The organism is Pseudogulbenkiania subflava DSM 22618, assembly GCF_900177275.1.
Lineage (GTDB): Bacteria > Pseudomonadota > Gammaproteobacteria > Burkholderiales > Chromobacteriaceae > Pseudogulbenkiania > Pseudogulbenkiania subflava.
Window position 1 is genome coordinate 48,346 of sequence record NZ_FXAG01000021.1, and the last position, 16,620, is coordinate 64,965.

The following is a 16,620-nucleotide window of genomic DNA, read 5'->3' on the forward strand; positions in this document are numbered from 1 at the left end:
ATGAGAATCAAACTCGTTGCAGCGGCGATTGCCGGTCTGTTTTCCATGTCTGCTGCCATGGCGGCCGAGCCGTTTGTGGTCAAGGACATCCGTGTCGAGGGCTTGCAGCGCACCGAACCCGGTACGGTATTCAACTACATGCCGCTCAAGGTAGGCGATACCTTTACCGACGAGAAGGCCAAAGAAGCGATCAAGGCATTGTTTGCCACCGGGTTTTTCAATGACGTTCGGATGGAGGCGCAGGGCGATGTTCTGATCGTTTCCGTCATCGAGCGTCCCGTCATCACCCAACTGAATATTAGTGGCGCCAAGGAATTCGACAAGGATCAGCTCAAGAAGGCGCTGAAGGAAAACGGTCTGGCCGAATCCCGCGTGTTCGACCAAGGCTTGCTGGACGGTGCCGTTCAGGAATTGAAGCGTCAGTACTACAGCCGCGGCAAGTACTCGGTGGAAATCACCCCCAGCGTGACCAAGCTGGAGCGTAACCGCGTCGCCGTCACCCTGGACATCGTCGAGGGCGTGACAGCCAAGATCAAGGAAATTCGTATCGTCGGCGCCAAGGCGTTCGATCAGGATACACTGCTGGGCCAGTTCTCGCTGACCACCGGTGACTGGCTGTCGTGGATCACCAAGGATAATCAGTACTCCAAGCAGAAACTGTCCGGCGACTTGGAGAAGCTCAAGGCGTTCTACCAGAACCAGGGCTATCTCGAGTTCAATATCGACTCGACTCAGGTGTCGATCAGCGCCGACAAGGAGGACATGTTCCTCACCATCAATATTAACGAAGGTCAGCGCTATACCATTTCCGATGTGAAGCTGGCTGGCGACCTGAAGGTGCCGGAAGCCGAGTTGCGCAAGCTGGTGCAGTTCAAGGCGGGCGATGTGTTCAGCCGCGAGAAGGTCAACGATTCGGTGACCGCCATCAGCGACCGGTTGGGTAACGATGGCTACGCCTTCGCCAACGTCAATGCGCTGCCGGAGATCGACCGCGAGAAGCGTCAGGTTGCCTTTACCTTGTTCCTCGACCCGGGTCGCAAGACTTACGTTCGCCGCGTGAATATCGCCGGCAACACCAAAACGCGCGATGAGGTGGTGCGCCGCGAACTGCGTCAGCTCGAGGGTGCGCCGTACGCCTCCGACAAGATCAAGCGCAGCAAGGAGCGGGTCGAGCTGCTCGGCTACTTCGAGGATGTCAACGTCGAAACCCCGGCGGTGGCCGATACCCCGGACCAGGTCGACATGAACATCAACCTGAAGGAGCGCCCGACCGGTAGCATCTCGGCCGGTATCGGCTTTGTGCAGGGCCAGGGCCTGGTGTTCTCCGGCAGCGTGTCGCAGAGCAATATCTTCGGTTCCGGCAAGTCGCTGTCGGCCGGTATTTCCACCGGCAAGGTCAACAAGAGCGCCAGCATCGCCTTCAACGACCCGTATTTCACGGTCGACGGCGTCAGCCTGGGCTACAACTTGTACTCGCGCACCTACGACGCCCAGGAAGACAACGTCTCCAAGTACAAGACGCGTACCACGGGTGCCGCGGCCAAGTTCGGCGTGCCAATCACCGAGTTCGATCGCATCAACCTGAGCCTGGGGGTGGAGCAGACCGCCATCACTACCTTTAGTGACAGCCCGCAGCGCTACCTCGACTTTGTCGACAAATACGGCAAGAGCGCCAACACCTTGTTGTCCACCATCAGTTGGTCGCGCGATACCCGCGACAGTGCCTTGTGGCCGACACGTGGCGCGGTGCTGCGCGCCGGGGTCGATATCGGTCTGCCGGGCCTCGACTTGCAATACTATCGCCTGAGCCATCAGCAGACCTGGTATTTCCCGCTGTCGAAGACCTTCACCCTGATGCTGAATGGCGAAGTGGGTTATGCCGACGGTTACGGCAAGAGCGCCACCCTGCCGTTCTTCCAGAACTTCTACATGGGTGGTCTGGGCTCGGTACGGGGTTACGAGACCGGCAGTATCGGTCCCAAGGATACCAACGGCGACTTCCTCGGTGGCACGACCAAGGTGGTCGGCAACGTCGAGCTGCTGTTCCCGTTCCCGGGCATGCGCGACAACAAGTCGGTGCGCACCAGCGTGTTCTTCGACGTCGGCAGCCTGTGGGACAGCAATGTGTCCGGTTCTACCCCGAGCGATGGGCTGCGTTATTCGACTGGCGCGGCGCTGACCTGGCTGTCGCCGATGGGGCCGATGAAATTCAGCTACGCCTTGCCGCTGAAGAAGGAAGAGGGCGACAAGAAGCAGTCCTTCCAGTTCCAGCTGGGGACGGTGTTCTGAGCGGAGTCCGCACATGAAGATGAAAACTGTTCGCCTGCTTGCCGCCTGCGCCGTTGCGGCCGCTTCGTTCGCCGCGCCGGCCGCCGAGTTCAAGCTGGGCTACATCAATACCGAGCGAGTGTATCGTGAGGCGGCGCCGGCCTTGCAGGTCATGAAGAAACTCGAGAAGGAATTCAGTGACCGCCGCACCGAGCTGAAAAAGATGGAGGCGCGGGCGAAGGAGCTGGAGACGCTGCTTGGCAAGAGCGGCCTGGGTATCGATGATCGCAAGAAGTACGAGCGCGAACTGGCCGGACTCGACCGCGATTACCGGGCCAAGGGGCGAGAGCTGGCGGAGGACTTCAACCTGCGGCGCAATGAGGAATTTGCTGCTGTGCAGGAGCGCGCCAACCGCACCATCAAGCAGATCGCCGAGCGCGAGCAGTTCGACCTGATTCTGCAGGACGCGGTGTACGTCAATCCCAAGTACGACATCACCGCCAAGGTCCTCAAGGAACTTGACAAGTAATTCCCTCTATTTTCCGGAGAAGCCGGCCCCGGGTCGGCTTTGTTTTTGATGGCATACACCCTTTCCGAAATCGTGGCGCGGCTCGGTGGCGAGCTGCGTGGTGACGATTGCCTGGTCGAACGCCTGGCTCCGCTGGAAGACGCCAAGACGGGCGAAATCAGTTTTCTCGCCAACGCCAAGTTCCGGCGCCAGCTCGAGACGACCGCTGCCAGCGCGCTCATCATGTCGCCCAAGTTGGCCGAAGAAACCGGCTATGGCGGCCCGCTGATCCTGACCGACGACCCTTATCTCTATTTTGCCCGGGTGGCGACGCTGTTCCATCCTGCCCCGCCGGCCCGTCCCGGCATCCACGCCTCGGCGGTGGTCGGTGAGGGGGGGCGCATCGACTCCTCCAGCGAAATCGGCGCCAACGTCAGCATCGGTCGTGATGTGACCATCGGCCAGCGCTGCCGCATCCTGCCGGGCGTGGTAATCGGCGACGGCGTGGTGATCGGCGATGACGTGACGCTGCACCCCAATGTCACGGTTTACCACGGTTGCCTGATCGGCTCGCGCGTCGGCATCCACTCCGGCACGGTGATCGGCGCGGATGGCTTCGGCCTGGCCTGGGCCCGCGACCACTGGTTCAAGATTCCTCAAACTGGCCGGGTGGTGATCGAGGACGACGTCGAGGTCGGCGCCAACACCACGGTCGACCGCGGTGCCATGGCCGACACCATCATCCGCAAGGGCGCCAAGATCGACAACCTGGTGCAGATCGCGCACAACGTGCAGATCGGCGAGCACACCGCGATTGCGGGCTGCGTCGGCATCGCCGGCAGCACCAAGATCGGGGCCTATTGCACAGTTGGTGGCGCGGCGATGTTCGTCGGCCACATCGAGGTGACCGACCGCACCCATATCGGCGGTGGCACGCTGGTGTCCAAGAGCATCAAGAAGCCGGATAACTACGCCTCGTCCTACCCGCTTTCCACCATGAAGGAATGGCTGCCCAACGCCGTTCACCTGAGACATCTCGACGATCTCGTCAAACGCGTAAAAGAACTCGAACGCGAGATCAAGACCCTGAAAGACAGCAAGGAACAGAATAATGACTGAGCATGCCGTGAACGTCGACGTACGTGAAATCATGAAATACCTGCCGCACCGCTACCCGTTCCTGCTGGTGGACCGAGTGGTCGAGTTCGAGGCGAACAAGCGCGTCAAGGCACTCAAGAACGTGACCATCAACGAGCCGTTCTTCGTCGGCCACTTCGAGCAGTACCCGGTGATGCCGGGCGTGCTGATCATCGAGGCGCTGGCGCAGGCGGCCGGCATCCTGTCGATCAAGAGCCAGGGCGAGCGCGCCGAGAACGAGCTGTACTTCTTTGTCGGCATCGACAACGCCCGCTTCAAGCGCCAGGTGGTGCCGGGCGATCAGTTGGTGATGGAAGTGGAGGAAATCACGTCCAAGCGTGGCATCGCGAAGTACAAGGCACGTGCCCTGGTGGACGGTCAGGTGGCCTGCGAGGCCGAGATCATGTGCGCCAAGCGCGAGGTGTGACCATGGCGATTCATCCCACCGCGATCGTCGATCCCAACGCCCGGGTCGCCCCGGATGTCGAGATCGGCGCTTATTCCATCGTCGGTCCCAACGTGTCCATCGACAGCGGCACCTGGGTTGGGCCGCACGTGGTGATCGAGGGCCATACTTCGATCGGCAAGAACAACCGCATCTTCCAGTTCTGTTCGCTGGGCGCGATTCCCCAGGACAAGAAGTACGCCGGTGAGCCGACCCGGCTCGAGATCGGTGACAACAACACCATCCGTGAATTCTGCACCTTCAACGTCGGTACGGCGCAGGATGTCGGCGTCACCCGCCTGGGCAACAATAACTGGATCATGGCCTACGTGCATCTGGGCCATGACTGCCAAGTCGGCAGCAATACCATTTTTGCCAACAATGCTACGCTGGGTGGTCACGTGCATATCGGTGACTGGGTGATCCTGGGCGGTTTCACCAGCGTGCACCAGTTCGGCATCATCGGCGAGCACGCCATGACCGCGTTTGCCAGCGCCGTGGCGCAGGACGTGCCGCCCTACGTGATGGCGCACGGCAACCGTGCCGTACCCTCCGGCATCAACGCCGAGGGCCTGAAGCGCCGCGGTTTCACGCCGGAGCAGATCCGCTCCATCCGCCAGGCCTACAAGACGCTGTACCGCAACGGCCTGTCGCTCGACGAGGCCAAGCAGGCCATTATCGCCGAAGCGGCCAGCCACCCCGAGCTGGAGGCGTTCGTGCGTTTCTTCGGCCTGTCGGAGCGGGGCATCATTCGCTAAATCATGCCGGAACCCTTGTTCAAGCGAAGCGGCGCGTTGAAGGTCGCCATGGTGGCCGGCGAGGCGTCGGGCGACCTGCTGGGCGCGCACCTGATGGCGGCGCTCAAGGCGCGCCACCCTGACATCGAGTTTGCCGGTATCGGCGGGCCCCGGATGCAGGCGCAGGGTCTCTACTCGGTGGTGCCGCAGGAGCGGCTGGCGGTGCGCGGTTACGCCGAGGTGCTGTCGCGCCTGCCGGAGCTCTTGCGCATCCGCGCCAATCTGCGTGATGCCCTGATCGCCGAGCGGCCCGATGTGTTCGTCGGCATCGACGCCCCGGATTTCAACCTTGGGCTCGAGAAGTCGCTGAAAAAGAAGGGCATTCGTACCGTCCACTACGTCAGCCCGTCGGTCTGGGCGTGGCGCCCGGAGCGGGTGCAGAAGATCGGCGATGCGGCCGATCGGGTGCTGTGCCTGTTTCCGATGGAGCCGCCGCTGTATGAAAAGGCCGGCGTGCCGGTGACCTTCGTCGGCCATCCGCTGGCGGGGGAAATTCCGCTGGCGCCGGATACCGCCGCGATGCGCGAGCAGCTCGGTTTGCCGCCGGGAGGGCCGGTATTTGCGCTCCTGCCGGGCAGCCGCGTCAGCGAGATCGACTACCTGGGCGAAATCTTCGTCAAGACGGCGCGGTTGCTGCATGAGCGCTATCCGGCGGCGCAGTTCCTGGTGCCGCTGGCGACGCGGGCGACGCTCGATGCCTTCGACCAGATGCTGTCCCGGCTCAAGGCCTGGGATTTGCCGATCCGCAAGCTGTTCGGCCACGCGCAGATGGCGATGATTGCCAGCGACGTGGTGCTGGTGAAGAGCGGCACCTCGACGCTGGAGGTGGCGCTTACCAAGAAGCCGATGGTGATCACCTACAAACTGTCGTGGCTCACCTACCGTCTGGTCAAGCGCAAGCTGAAGTTGCCGTGGGTCGGCCTGCCCAACATCCTCTTGGGCGACTCGGTGGTGCCGGAGCTGCTGCAGTACGACGCCACGCCGGAAAGGTTGGCCGAAGCCGTGGCCGCGCTCTACGATGACGAGCCGGCTAGGCAGGCGCTCACCGCCCGTTTCACCGCGCTGCACCGCGAGCTGAGGCAGGATACCGCCGAGCTTGCCGCCGATGCGGTGCTGCAGGTGGCGGGAGTGCCGGCATGATCGCCGGGGTCGACGAGGCGGGCAGGGGGCCGCTCGCCGGGGCGGTGTTCGCGGCGGCGGTGATCCTCGACCCGGCCCGACCGATTGTCGGGCTGGCCGATTCCAAGAAACTTTCCGAAAAGCAGCGCGACGAGCTGGCGCCGCAAATCCGCGAGCGCTCGCTCGCCTGGTGCATCGCCAGTGCGAGTGTCGACGAGATCGACCGGCTCAACATCCTGCAGGCCACCATGCTGGCGATGAGCCGCGCCGTGGCCGGACTCTCCGTGTTGCCGGGCGAAGTGCTGATCGACGGCAACCGTGTGCCCAAGGGTATCGCCGTGCCGGCGCGCGCCATCGTCAAGGGCGATGCGCTGGAGCCGGCCATCTCGGCCGCGTCCATCCTCGCCAAGACCGCGCGCGACGCCGAGCTGGTGGCGCTCGACGCCTTGCATCCCGAGTTCGGTTTCGCCCGCCACAAGGGCTACCCGACCGCCGAGCACCTGGCGGCGATCGAGCGTTTCGGCGTGCTGCCGGAGCACCGCCGCACCTTCGGCCCGGTCAAGGCGTGGCTGGCGCGGCAGCAGGGCCAGTTGTTCTAGATCGGGCATGGCGAATCGCAAGCAATGCTTTCCTCCCGTCGTCTCGCCCGAGGTGCGCCTGCTGATCCTGGGCTCGCTGCCGGGAGAGGCCTCGCTGGCGGCCAGCCAGTATTATGCCCACCCACGCAACCAGTTCTGGCGCCTCTTGGGCGAGGTGCTGGACGAGCCCTTGGGCGAGATGCCGTATGCCGACCGGCTCGGCTGCCTGCTCGAACATCGTGTCGGGCTGTGGGACGTGGTGGCACAGGCGCGGCGTCAGGGCAGCCTGGATGCCGCGCTCAACGACATTGAGCACAATGACCTCCTGGCGCTGACGCGTTCCCTTCCCCGGCTCGAGGCGATTGGATTCAACGGCGGCACGGCGTTCAAGGCGGCGAAAAGCCTGGCCGGAAGCCCCTTGGCCTTGCTGGCGCTGCCGTCTTCCAGCCCGGCCTATACCCGTCCCTACGAAGAAAAGCTTGCGATCTGGCTGCAATTGCGCCGATATATGTAGTATGGGCTTGCGAGAAACATCGCCCTACAGGGATTCCCTGCGGTCATTGCCGCGCTCCTGGGTGGCTCGAGAAGCGTCGCCGTATCGTGGATTCGGCGAGCAGCGCGGGGCTGGGCGGGGCGGGCTGCCGAGTTTGTTGCAAGCGCTCTGACTGACCGGTTGATCGGAGGCCGTCATGAACCGCTATTGCATCTGGTTTGCCACGCCTGACGACAAGGTGGTGCGCCGCGCCGAGGTGGCGCTGAACGGCTCGATTCATTGCCACCAAGTACTGGAGGAGATCGAGGCACAGCTGGCGATCGATTGCGGGCTGACCGAAGTGATGATCATCGACTGGAAACGCTTCGAGGACCCCGAGGACGTGCAGGGCAACGACGCAAGCCTGTCGCACGCCGCCTGAACGCGGCTGAATGGATCTGCCGCGCCCCCGATCGGGCTCATGCGCACTGCGTGTCAATCTTTCGATGGGCGCATCCCTGCTTGCCAATCTTCGATTGGCTCAGCGATGGCTGTGTACGCAGGGGTTCGCGCCGTGCTGAGACATCCTCCCGAACAGCGTGTGCATTGCGGTTGCCGCACGGTCCTTACCCCGCTCAGGGCCGCTCGTGGCGATTTCCTTCCCCCTGCACCGGGTGAGCCGAGACTAGTCATTTCGCCCGATTAGGTGGCATCCCCCTGCGTGTTATCATCGCCTTGTTCCGCCCGGCCTGTGCGCCGGGCCCAGATTCTTGCGGATGCTGAACGATGCACGTGATCGGCTTTGCCGGCTATTCCGGCAGTGGCAAAACCACCTTGATTGAACGGCTGTTGCCCCGGTTCGTGGCCCATGGGCTCGATGTGGCGGTGATCAAGCACACTCACCACGACGTCGACTGGGACGTGCCGGGCAAGGACAGCTGGCGCCATCGTCAGGCCGGGGCGCGGCAGGTGCTGCTGGCGGCCGGCCGGCGCCGGTTGCTGGTGGAAGAGCTGCCCGGCAGCAACGATCACCCGCTGCTGGAACACGTGGCGCGGCTCACGCCGTGTGACCTGGTGCTGGCCGAGGGCTTCAAGCACGCCCCGGTGCCCAAGATCGAAGTGATCAATAGCGCGCTCGCCAGTCCGCGCCTGTACCCGGACGATCCCCAGGTACTGGCCGTGGTTGGCGACGTCCCCATCGACACGACTTTGCCGCAGTTTCATCGAGACGATATCGCCGGCATCGTCGCTTTTCTGTTGAGTACCCTACCCGATGCAAAACATGCTGACCGTTGACGAGGCCGCGAGCTGGCTGCTGTCGCGCGCCGACGCCGTGACCGAGACCGAAACTGTTTCCTTGCTGGAGGCCTGCGGCCGCGTGCTGGCGGTGCCGGTGGTGGCCACCCTGGACGTGCCGCCGCACGACAACAGCGCCATGGATGGCTATGCCTTGCGCGTGGCCGACTTCGGCCAACCTTTGCCGGTGTCGCAGCGCATCCCGGCGGGCCATGTGCCCGATGCGCTGCAGCCGGGCAGCGTGGCGCGCATCTTTACCGGCGCGCCGATTCCGGCCGGGGCCGACGCGGTGGTGATGCAGGAGCAGTGCGAGGTGCTTGAGGACGGCCGCGTCGCGATTCAAAAGGCGCCCGTCGGCGGCCAGAACATTCGCCGTGCCGGCGAAGATATCGCCAACGGCCAGACCGTGCTGGCCACCGGTCAGCGTCTTTCCACCGCCGATATCGGCCTGCTTGCCTCACTCGGCATCGCCGAGGTGACGGTGGTGCGCCCACTGCGCGTCGCAGTGTTCTTCACCGGCGACGAACTGGTCGAGCCGGGGCTGCCGCTGGGACCGGGCCAGATCTACAACTCCAACCGCTACTGGCTGGTGCCGGCGTTGATGCAGCTGGGCTGCGAGGTGAGCGACCTGGGCATCATCCCCGACGAGCTGCAGGCCACGCGCGAGGCCCTGCGCGACGCCGCCGACTTTGCCGACGTCATCATGACCTGCGGCGGGGTGTCGGTGGGCGAGGAGGATCACGTCAAGGCCGCGGTGGAGGCCGAGGGGGCGCTCGATCTGTGGAAGATCGCCATCAAGCCGGGCAAGCCGCTGGCCAGCGGCAAGGTCGGCGGCGCCGACTTCATCGGCCTGCCGGGCAACCCAGTGTCGGGCTTCGTCACCTTCGCGGTGCTGGTGAAGGCCTTCCTGCAGCGGCGCGCCGGCGTGGCCGACGCGGCCGGCGCGACGACGGTGCGCTATCCCGCCGCCTTCGACTGGACTCGTCCCGACGCCAAGCGCGTGGAGTTCCTGCGCGTGCGGCGTGTGGTGCGCGATGGCCAGACCGTGCTGGAGCGCTACCCCAACCAGGGCTCGGGGGTGCTGACCTCGTGCGCCTGGGCCGACGGGCTGGTGCGCCTGGCGCCGGGGCAGGCCGTCGCGGCCGGCGATTTGGTCGATTTCATCGCCCTGGAGTTTTGATGCCGATCGTCCGCTTTATCGATCAATCCAGCGGGCAGGTGCTGGAGGAGGTGGCTGCCGAAGCGGGCGATGTGCTGATCGACGTCGCGCGCTTTCACGAGCTGCCGCTGCACTGGCGCTGCGGCCAGGGCACCTGCGGCACCTGCAAGGTGCGTGTCGAACACCTGGGCCAGCCCGGCACCGTCAAGGTTGGCCGAAAGGAGCGCAACGTGATGCTGCGCGCCGGGCTGATCGACGCCGCCATGGCCGCCGCCGAGGAGTGGCCGGATACCGCCGACACCTGGCGCCTGGCCTGTCATCTGACGCTGGACGAGACCGACTGGCGCGTGTTGCTGCCGCCGGCGGAGTAGAGTGTGAACACGGGCAGGGGCCGTTCCGCCCGTGTGCTCTAAACGGTATTATCAACGCCTGCAAGCATTCTCTGACGCCAGCATCAAGCCGAGCTCTCGGCATTCAACACCTCGCGCGCAATGCGCATGGCATCAATGGCGGCGGGCACCCCGCAATAGATGGCGATCTGCAGGATCGCCTCGACGATTTCTTCCTTGGTGTTCCGTTTCGTCGCCGAGGCGATCGAAGCGGGCATGGTGGGGGTCAACACCGGCCTCATTTCCACTGAAGTGGCGCCGTTTGGCGGGATCAAGCAGTCCGGCTGCGGCCGGAAAGAGTCGCGCTACGGCATCGAGGATTACCTCGAAATCAAATACCTCTGTCTTGGTGGCATTCAATAAGGAGGTCGGCCATGTCACCCAAGGGCAGCAGTTCGCTGAAGATAGACCGTAGCGTCAAGACGCTGCGCGAGTTGACGCTGGAGAAGATGCGCGACGCCATCCTCAGCGCCTATTTCAAGCCCGGCGAGCGCCTGGTGGAACGCTCCTTGTGTGAAGAGCTGGGCGTCAGCCGCTCCATTGTCAGGGAAGTGCTGCGCCACCTGGAGACCGAGGGCCTGGTCGAGTCGATCCCGCATCAGGGCCCGGTGGTGGCCACGCTCGACACCGACAAAGCGGCGCAGATCTACGAGATTCGCGCCCTGCTGGAAGGCCACGCCGCCCGGCTGTGCGCCGAGCGCGCCGACGACGAGACCATCGAGCGCCTGGCCGCCATCAACGAGGAAATCCAGGCGGCCTTCGCCCGTAACGATTTCCATGAGGTGCTGGCCAGCACCTCCGCGTTCTACGAACTGATGTTCGAGGGCAGCGGCCAGACCATGGCCTGGGAGATCGTGCAGTCGCTCAACGCCCGCATCAACCGCCTGCGCGCCATGACCATCAGCTCGGCGGGCCGTGCCACCGAGGCCGCAGCGGAGATGCGCCTGCTGCGCTCAAGCGGCGCGATGCCCAGTCTGCGCATGACGCGTCGGTGGCTCACGTCCGGCGTGTTGCCGATATCGCTGCTAGAAAGTTGGCCGAAGTGGCCGACGCCAGCCAGGAGGCCGATCTCGAGGCGGCGGCCCTGGCCGGCTTCTCCTGATTCCTGTCCTGTGAACGCGGGCGGCCACGTGCTGGCCGCCCCGTTTTCTCCGCCGTGCGCGGCGTTCTCCCGCCCGGCATCCCGGTCTTCGTTCCGGAGCACAGCGCCTGCCGTCCAAGCCGTCTCGGTGGGGCATCGTGCGCGCCAAACCCTGCCGGTTCGATCATCGAACATCTTTGCCGGCATGCTCCTTGACGTCATGGCTGCCACTCACTACATTGATGGCCGATATTCGAACTATTTGTGCGTTTATCGGTCATTTATCGGTGGACAGCCTTGCAATGCCACTTGATTAAGCGAGCGGTTTTCGGACAATGAAAATGACGAGCCGATGGATCGGTGGCTGGGTGTGCAAGGAGGCTGCGGCTTCTATCGCCCCGTCCCCCGCTCGCAAGGCGTTTGCCACGTCGCATCACGACGAGCATGTAAAGAATCACTCTGCTGAGGAACGTCATGGTTAACTCGAACACTCAGGGAGACGCGGCCAATCCCATGGGAATGGACGGCATCGAGTTTGTGGAGTTTGCAAGCACCGAACCCGTCCGTCTGGGGCGTCATCTCGAAGCGCTGGGCTTCAGCGCCGTGGCGCGGCATCGCTCGAAGAACGTGCTGCTGTACCGGCAAGGTTCGATCAACTTCATCGTCAACGGCGAAGAGGTCGGGCACGCCCACCAGTACGCGCAGCAGCAGGGTTCGGGCATCTGCGCCGTGGCTTTCCGGGTCCGCGATGCGGCACTCGCGACACGCTACGCCAATGAGCGAGGGGGCTGGGAAGTGGACAGCGCCCCCGGGGTGATGGAGTTGCGCATTCCCGCGTTTCAGGGGGTGGGGGGCTCGCTGATCTATCTGGTCGACCGCTACCAGGACCACTCCATCTACGACGTCGATTTTGTCTGGCTGACCGGCGCCGAGGCTGGCCAGGCGCCGCCGCTGCTCAACGCGGTCGATCAGCTGGTCCAGCGGGTTCAGCTTGGCCGGCTCAAGGAGTGGCAAGACTTTTATGCCCACCTGTTCGGTTTTCGCGCCTATCCGCAGAGCGTGGCCGGCGAGAGCCTGATTGAAAGCCCGTGCGGCAAGGTGCGCATCCGCCTGGAGACCGCCGTGGGTGAACGGGGCGAAGGCGGGCGCGAAGGCCTGCATGCCGTGCGGCTGCTGGCGCCCGATCTGCCCGCCGCGGCCGCCGAGCTGGCGCGGCGGGGGGTACGGCTGGGCGAATCGCTGACGCCGGACGCCTATGCCCCACGGGTGCTGCACACGCTGCACGAGCCGGGGCTGGTGCAATTCGAAATGGCCTCGCAGGCTGACTGACACGGTGCCGATCATGGAACGATCCCGTTTTGCCATCGATACCACCGCCCTTGCCGGGGCGCTGGAAGACAAGTTGGCGGCCATCGCCGCGGCCGGTTTTTCGGCTGTGACGCTGTCGGCCAAAGATCTGGTGGGCGAGCAGACCGGCGGCCTGGAGCAGGCGGTGCGCCGGGTGCGCGACAGCCAGCTGGCCGTCAGCGGCTTCTTGGCGCTGCGCGACTTCGAAGGGCTGGGTGGCCGCTTCCTCGACTACAAGATCGACATCGCCAAATCGATGCTGCGCATGGCGCAGCAGACCGGGGCCGATCTCTTGCTGGTGTCGTCGTCGACCTCGCCGCAAGCCAGCGGCGACCTCGATACCATCGTGCAGCACCTGCAGCTGCTCTCCGCACTGGCGACGCCCCTCGGCTTGCGCATCGGCTACGAGCCGCTGGCCTGGGGGCGCCACGTTGCGGACTACCCCGGTGCCTGGCAGGTGATCGAGCGGGTCGGCCGGGGAAACGTCGGCCTGGTGCTGGATTCGTTCCACCTGTTCGCCCGCGGCATGCAGCCGGACGACCTGCACGCCATTCCGCTGGAGCGCCTGTTTCTGGTGCAGCTCTCCGACGCGATGTACGACTACGTGCCGGCGCTCGACGAGATGGTGGAGCTCTCCCTGCATCATCGCTTTTTCCCGGGCGAGGGTGAGCACAGCCGGGCGCTGGTGGAACTGGTGAGCCGGCTGGAGGCGGGCGGCTATCGCGGCCGCTACGCCTTCGAGGTCGCCAACGACGATTATCAGCATTGCCCTCCGTCGCTGGTGCTGCAGCGGGCAGGGCAGGCGGTGGAATGGCTCTCTTCGCAGCTGCGGCCGGGCTGAACGCGCTGTTTCCGGCGCCTGGCGACGATGTGCTGCCGGCGTACTAATCCCCTCGCTTCCGGCCAGGGCCGGGAGGGTTAACGTTGTTTGTGTTGGTGTGTGCACCTGGCGATTTCCCAGGTAGTGGCGGACGGGTCTTCCCGTCCGTTTTTTTATGCGTGCGGCAAACCGAGGGCGGGGCGGCGCGGCTGCCGGGATGGTATGGCAGGCCGCTTAGGGCAGCAGCAGCGACAGCTCGTTGGAACCGGCCTGCAGCACCGGCAGGATGCGGGTTTCCAGATCGCTCAGCGAGACGCGCCCGGCCTGCACGCCGATGTTCATCGCCGCCACCACCTTGCCGTCCGATGCCGCGATCGGCACGGCGATCGAGCGCAGCCCGATTTCCAGCTCCTGGTCGACGATGGCATAGCCTTGCGCACGCACCTTCTCCAGTTCGGCGCGCAGATCGTCCACGGTGATCAGGGTGTGCGAGGTGTACTTGATCAGCTTGGCGCGGGCCAGCTGGGCTTCGCGCTCTTCGGCCGGCAGGCTGGCCAGCAGGACGCGCCCCATCGAGGTGTAGGCGGCGGGCAGCCGGCTGCCGATGTCGAGGTCGATGGTCATGATGCGCGAAGTCGAGGCACGCGCGATGTAGAGGATGTCGTCGCCGTCGAGGATGGCGATTGAGCTCGATTCATTGAGCGTGTTGCTGATGTGGCGCAGTACCGGCTGGGCCGCCTTGGCCAGCGGGGTCGAGGCCAGGTAGGCATGGCCCAGCGACAGGATGCGCGGACGCAGCGCGAAGTTGCGGCCATCCTCGGCGCTGACGAAGCCGAGCTTGTTCAGCGTATACAGGCAGCGGCGCACGGCGGCGCGCGGGATGCCGGTCTTCTGGCTGATCTGCGAGATCGACATCAGGCGGCGCTGTTGCGAGAACGCCTGGATCACGGTCAGGCCGCGGGCGAGCGAGGTCATGAAGTTGGGATCGCCACTCTGCGAGGCGATGTCCTCGGCGGCGGTCTGAGGGGTGTCGTCGCTGCTCTCGTCGGGACCGGACTGCTCTTCCAGGTCCTCGGCGGGGCGGTCTTCAGTGTTGTACATGGGCCGTCTCGTGTCATGGCGTGGGGCGGCGGGCTCACGGTGCAGATGACCGTGTGTCATTTCCGTTAGCGCGTCCATGCCGCCTTCGCCTCGTTCAATCGTTCACCCTCCGCCCTGGGGCGGAGCGCATGTCCCCGTGAATGCAGGCTGTCGGCCTTCTCCTTCCGCATCGCCTCGCATTCACCGGCACCGTCAGGATAGTTGATTATTCGCCTATCGCACAATATTTCGATTATCGGTATTGACCGTGCCCAGGGCGGCTGGCTACAGTTTGTTCGATAAACAACTATATGTGCGTTAAACGCACAAAACGACTTAGGAGAGACAGTCATGGCCCATCCCCCGCTTCCCCCTTCCTGACGTTCGACCCGGCCGCTGCCGTGCGCAGCGTTCTTGCCATGTCGCGCATTTCCGCGTTGCCCCCGATTTGATCGGGACGCCGTAACGATCGGCGTTCCTGTCGATGGCGGCCGGGCTTTGCCTGGCCGCCGGCGGTTTCGAGTTTGCCCCCCTTCCCGGATGCCCGATCCCGATGGATCGGCCGCGTGCCGGAATGGCGGGTGACGTGTTCGAGGCTGCCCCACACCAAAAAAGCTGTGTCCACCTAGGAGAAAGACTCATGATGAAGAAGAAACAACTGATTGCCGCTCTGGCGCTGGGCATGACCTCGTTTGCCTACGCCGATGTCACGCTCTACGGCCGTATCCACATGGACCTGGAAAGTACCAAGGCGGGTACGACCGAGTCGCCGTCGCTGACCAAGGTGCAGAACGATGCCTCGCGTATCGGCTTCAAGGGCAGTGAGGACCTGGGGAACGGCCTGAAGGCGATCTGGCAGGTGGAGTCGGGCGTGTCGGTCGATGCCGGCGGCGGCACCTGGGCCTCGCGCGAGAGCTTCCTGGGTTTGAGCGACGCCACCTTCGGCACCCTGAAAGCCGGTAACTTCCTGGTGCCTTACGACGATCTGCACTACATCGCCGGCAACAACTTCCAGCAGGGCACCGGTATTTCCAACGATGCCGCGATGTGGGCCAACGGCGGCGATCTCAAGACCGGCGGCTTCGATACGCGCCTGGGCAACTCGATCAGTTACCAGACTCCGAAGTACAAGGGCTTCAGCTCGCGCATCCAGTATTCGCTGACCACCGACGCCACCAACGGCAAGGAAGTCAAGTCGAACGGGGCTTCGGTGGTTTCGGCCAACGTGCTGTACGACGACGGCCCGCTGCGCGTCGGCTACGGTTTCCAGAACAACCGCGACATGCAGGGCCTGTCGTCCAACTTCTACGAGGACGGCACCGCCCACATGCTGGCTGCGGGCTATGTCTTCGGCGACGTCTACCTCGGCGGCCTGTACGAGCACATCAAGCTGGAAAACATCAACAACAGCGGCAACGACCGCAGTCGCAACTACTACGGCGCGATGGCCAGCTACACCGCCGGTCTCAACGTGTTCTCGGCCCAGTTCGGCAAGGCAGCGTCGTGGACCGGGGCGGCCGGGGTGGCGGACAGTGGCGCGCGCATGGGCTCGATCGCCTACAACCGCATCCTGAGCAAGACCACCCAGGTGTACGCGCTTTACACGCTGATGCACAACGATGACAACGCCGGCTACGTGCTGGGTTCGAACGCCGTGCAGCCGGGGGCGGGCGCGGTCATGTCGAAGCAGCACTCCATCGCCATCGGCATGTGGAAGAACTTCTGAGGGTTTGCCGTTCCCGCCAGGCCCGCCCCCTTCGGGGCGGGTCTTTTTCTTGGCCAAGGTTGGCCGAAGCCGATCGGAATCCGGGCCTGACATGACTAGAGTTGTTGCGTTCGATAGTCGAACGATAATTCGATAATCGGAGTTGACGACGTGTAACGGCCGACCTACATTGTAGTTCGATATAAGAACATAAGGGCGTTAATCGCCCATTCTGATTTGGAGGATGATCATGATCAACGCCGTGGCCCCGTTCCTCGTTTCCACCCGCCAGCCCGCTCAAGCGAGCGCCTTGCCGGTCGGTCCGATCGCGTCCCCTTCCAATCGACTTCCCGCTCTCCGTCACGCTTTTCGAACGAGCACATCGCGCTAGCGCGACCTCATAGCAGGCGGCCGTTGTC

Annotated in this window: 18 protein-coding genes and 1 pseudogene; 17 read left to right on the forward strand and 2 right to left on the reverse strand. The window is 64.2% G+C overall.

The window, feature by feature from the left end; genetic code table 11:
• The 12 genes from bamA to B9N72_RS16605 all read left to right on the forward strand — a co-directional run bounded on the left by bamA (position 1) and on the right by B9N72_RS16605 (position 10,150).
• Positions 1 to 2,289, forward strand: a complete 2,289-nt coding sequence (gene bamA, locus B9N72_RS16550) for an outer membrane protein assembly factor BamA (protein ID WP_085277392.1) — start codon at positions 1 to 3, stop codon at positions 2,287 to 2,289.
• A 13-nt stretch (positions 2,290 to 2,302) separates the two neighbouring features.
• Positions 2,303 to 2,797, forward strand: coding sequence for an OmpH/Skp family outer membrane protein (locus tag B9N72_RS16555; protein WP_085277393.1), 495 nt, complete (start codon positions 2,303 to 2,305; stop codon positions 2,795 to 2,797).
• Between the two features lie 48 nt (positions 2,798 to 2,845).
• Positions 2,846 to 3,895, forward strand: a complete 1,050-nt coding sequence (gene lpxD / locus B9N72_RS16560) for a UDP-3-O-(3-hydroxymyristoyl)glucosamine N-acyltransferase (protein ID WP_085277394.1) — start codon at positions 2,846 to 2,848, stop codon at positions 3,893 to 3,895.
• Positions 3,888 to 4,340: a 3-hydroxyacyl-ACP dehydratase FabZ gene (gene fabZ / locus B9N72_RS16565; protein ID WP_085277395.1), complete on the forward strand. Its 453-nt coding sequence runs from the start codon at positions 3,888 to 3,890 to the stop codon at positions 4,338 to 4,340. Before lpxD ends, fabZ begins: the two co-directional genes overlap by 8 nt.
• Positions 4,341 to 4,342: 2 nt before the next feature.
• Complete coding sequence (gene lpxA, locus B9N72_RS16570) at positions 4,343 to 5,116, forward strand: acyl-ACP--UDP-N-acetylglucosamine O-acyltransferase (RefSeq protein WP_085277396.1); 774 nt, start codon at positions 4,343 to 4,345, stop codon at positions 5,114 to 5,116.
• A 3-nt stretch (positions 5,117 to 5,119) separates the two neighbouring features.
• Positions 5,120 to 6,295 (forward strand): lipid-A-disaccharide synthase, encoded by a 1,176-nt coding sequence (lpxB, locus tag B9N72_RS16575; protein WP_085277397.1) that lies wholly within the window; start codon positions 5,120 to 5,122, stop codon positions 6,293 to 6,295.
• On the forward strand, positions 6,292 to 6,873 hold the full coding sequence (gene rnhB, locus B9N72_RS16580) for a ribonuclease HII (RefSeq protein ID WP_085277398.1): 582 nt from the start codon (positions 6,292 to 6,294) through the stop codon (positions 6,871 to 6,873). Before lpxB ends, rnhB begins: the two co-directional genes overlap by 4 nt.
• A gap of 7 nt (positions 6,874 to 6,880) precedes the next feature.
• The gene (locus B9N72_RS16585) at positions 6,881 to 7,366 is read left to right on the forward strand and encodes a DNA-deoxyinosine glycosylase (RefSeq protein WP_085277399.1); all 486 of its coding nucleotides are present in this window, start codon (positions 6,881 to 6,883) and stop codon (positions 7,364 to 7,366) included.
• Between the two features lie 175 nt (positions 7,367 to 7,541).
• Positions 7,542 to 7,766: a hypothetical protein gene (locus B9N72_RS16590; RefSeq protein WP_085277400.1), complete on the forward strand. Its 225-nt coding sequence runs from the start codon at positions 7,542 to 7,544 to the stop codon at positions 7,764 to 7,766.
• A gap of 344 nt (positions 7,767 to 8,110) precedes the next feature.
• The gene (mobB, locus tag B9N72_RS16595; protein ID WP_085277401.1) at positions 8,111 to 8,620 is read left to right on the forward strand and encodes a molybdopterin-guanine dinucleotide biosynthesis protein B; all 510 of its coding nucleotides are present in this window, start codon (positions 8,111 to 8,113) and stop codon (positions 8,618 to 8,620) included.
• Complete coding sequence (locus tag B9N72_RS16600) at positions 8,607 to 9,800, forward strand: molybdopterin molybdotransferase MoeA (RefSeq protein WP_234986020.1); 1,194 nt, start codon at positions 8,607 to 8,609, stop codon at positions 9,798 to 9,800. Before mobB ends, B9N72_RS16600 begins: the two co-directional genes overlap by 14 nt.
• Positions 9,800 to 10,150, forward strand: coding sequence for a 2Fe-2S iron-sulfur cluster-binding protein (locus B9N72_RS16605; protein ID WP_085277403.1), 351 nt, complete (start codon positions 9,800 to 9,802; stop codon positions 10,148 to 10,150). Before B9N72_RS16600 ends, B9N72_RS16605 begins: the two co-directional genes overlap by 1 nt.
• A gap of 83 nt (positions 10,151 to 10,233) precedes the next feature.
• On the opposite strand, the gene B9N72_RS16610 is transcribed toward B9N72_RS16605, so the two are convergent.
• Positions 10,234 to 10,410, reverse strand: a complete 177-nt coding sequence (locus B9N72_RS16610) for a carboxymuconolactone decarboxylase family protein (RefSeq protein ID WP_407681307.1) — start codon at positions 10,408 to 10,410, stop codon at positions 10,234 to 10,236.
• On the opposite strand from B9N72_RS16610, the pseudogene B9N72_RS16615 reads away from it, so the two are divergent.
• The 4 genes and pseudogenes from B9N72_RS16615 to B9N72_RS16630 form a co-directional block, all read left to right on the forward strand.
• Positions 10,361 to 10,531, forward strand: a pseudogene (locus B9N72_RS16615) (aldehyde dehydrogenase family protein); the annotation flags it as partial. The gene B9N72_RS16610 and the pseudogene B9N72_RS16615 sit on opposite strands and share 50 nt — an antisense overlap.
• A gap of 11 nt (positions 10,532 to 10,542) precedes the next feature.
• Positions 10,543 to 11,562, forward strand: coding sequence for a GntR family transcriptional regulator (locus tag B9N72_RS16620; protein WP_234986022.1), 1,020 nt, complete (start codon positions 10,543 to 10,545; stop codon positions 11,560 to 11,562).
• Positions 11,563 to 11,723: 161 nt separating this feature from the next.
• Positions 11,724 to 12,578 (forward strand): 4-hydroxyphenylpyruvate dioxygenase family protein, encoded by an 855-nt coding sequence (locus B9N72_RS16625; protein ID WP_085277404.1) that lies wholly within the window; start codon positions 11,724 to 11,726, stop codon positions 12,576 to 12,578.
• Between the two features lie 13 nt (positions 12,579 to 12,591).
• Positions 12,592 to 13,437, forward strand: a complete 846-nt coding sequence (locus B9N72_RS16630) for a sugar phosphate isomerase/epimerase family protein (RefSeq protein WP_085277405.1) — start codon at positions 12,592 to 12,594, stop codon at positions 13,435 to 13,437.
• Positions 13,438 to 13,650: 213 nt separating this feature from the next.
• Here B9N72_RS16630 and B9N72_RS16635 read toward each other — a convergent pair whose 3' ends face one another.
• Positions 13,651 to 14,517, reverse strand: coding sequence for an IclR family transcriptional regulator domain-containing protein (locus B9N72_RS16635; RefSeq protein WP_085277406.1), 867 nt, complete (start codon positions 14,515 to 14,517; stop codon positions 13,651 to 13,653).
• A 619-nt stretch (positions 14,518 to 15,136) separates the two neighbouring features.
• Between B9N72_RS16635 and B9N72_RS16640 the strand changes: the two genes are divergently transcribed.
• Positions 15,137 to 16,222, forward strand: a complete 1,086-nt coding sequence (locus tag B9N72_RS16640) for a porin (RefSeq protein WP_085277407.1) — start codon at positions 15,137 to 15,139, stop codon at positions 16,220 to 16,222.
• The last annotated feature ends 398 nt before the right edge of the window (positions 16,223 to 16,620 follow it).